Annotated in this window: 1 protein-coding gene and 1 pseudogene; both read left to right on the top strand. The window is 67.1% G+C overall.

Annotated elements, in window-relative coordinates:
* Positions 1–246: pseudogene (locus B2Y21_RS06485) on the top strand (oxidoreductase); the annotation flags it as partial.
* 7 nt (positions 247–253) lie between these two features.
* The coding region (locus B2Y21_RS06480) for an O-antigen ligase family protein (RefSeq protein ID WP_292058104.1) at positions 254–1,517 on the top strand (1,264 nt) is incomplete at its 3' end.

Raw genomic sequence — 1,517 nt, 5'->3', positions numbered from 1 at the left:
GCCCTGGTCAAATGCTGGGCCGACGAGATCGAGAGCACGCCCGTCCGCGCCTGCATCGTCGATCCGGGCCGGATGCGGACGCAGTTGCGCGCCCAGGCGTTTCCGGGTGAAGATCCCAGCGTTCTGCCGCATCCCTCGGAGATCGGTCCCCTGATCGTCGAACTGGCCCGCCCCGATCTCACCCCGCCGCTGACGGTCAGCTTCAAGGAATGGAAGCAAGGCCTGTCGGCGGACGCCCTGGTCTGATCTGCGCGTGATCGAGGGGCTGGATCCGGGCGCACGGTCGCTAGCGAACCCGGCGGCGAAACGCCCCTCGCTTCCACTTGTGCGCGCCGCCCCCCTGGCCGACATCGTCGCCGTAGTCGCTTCGGTCGGGCTGATCCTCACCTACGTCGGTTTCTGGAGCGCGCCGCTGACCGGCTACGGCGCAAGGTCCGCGGACTTCCTGCGCAACTTCTACTACCCGGCCTATCTGCTGGCGCTGATCCTGGTCTGCCTGCGGCCTGAGCGCGCGCTCAAAGGCCTGATACGATCTCCGCTTCTGATCGCGCTCCTGCTGCTGACGGCGGCGACCTACTTCTGGTCGATCATGCCGGAGCTGACCGCACGGCGCATACCCGCCCTGGCCTTCACCACCCTGGCGGGCGTCGCGCTGGCCTCGCGGTGGAGCTGGCGCAGCCTGACGGAAATCATCGCCGGAACCCTGGCGGTCCTGGCGATCCTGTCCTTCCTTGTCGGGGCGCTGCTGCCTCAGATGGGACGGATGGACGAGATCTTCCCCGGCGCCTGGCGCGGCCTGTGGCTGGAGAAGAACTCCATGGGCAACGTCATGGTCAAGACGACCGTCTTCCTGCTGGCGGCCGGCGTGATGGCTCCGGAGCGGCGCAAGCTGTGGTTCGGCCTCGCCGTCGTCCCCGTCTTGCTGATCCTGCTGTCGACGTCGAAGACCGCCCTGGTCGTCCTGGTCCTGTCTCTGGCGTCCATGGGCTTTGTCGCCGTGGTCAAGTCTGGACCGCTGCGTGCGGTCGTCGCCACCTGGCTGGCCGTCGTCTTCGTCATCGGCGCGGGTCTGCTGATCGCGATGGAAACCGACACCTTCTTCGCCCTGCTCGGCAAGGACGCGACCCTGACCGGGCGAACCGAAATCTGGTCAGGCATCATGCAGCAGATGGCCGAGCACCCCTGGAAAGGCTTCGGCTACGGCGCCGTATGGGACGATCCCAGCTTCACCGGCCCCAAGGCCTGGATCGGCTATCAGGCGCACTTCATGCCCGCCGATGCGCACAGCGGCTGGCTGGAGCTGTACATCGCCCTGGGCCTGGGCGGCGTCATCCTGTTCGCCCTGTTCCTGACCCAGATCTGGGCGCAGTCCCTGTGGGCGGCCTACACCAGCCCCGGCGGCTGGCTGGCCCTGCCGTTGATCGCGTCTTTCACCGTGACGATGCTGACCGAGAGCATCGCCATGAACTGGCATGAACTGCGTTGGGTGATCGTCGTGGCGCTGGCGCTGAAGCTGG

Source organism: Brevundimonas sp. UBA5936 (assembly GCA_002430835.1).
In the GTDB taxonomy this organism is placed as follows: Bacteria; Pseudomonadota; Alphaproteobacteria; order Caulobacterales; family Caulobacteraceae; genus Brevundimonas.
Note: the sequence above shows the minus strand (reverse complement) of the source record. Positions and strands in the feature narration are given on the sequence as shown.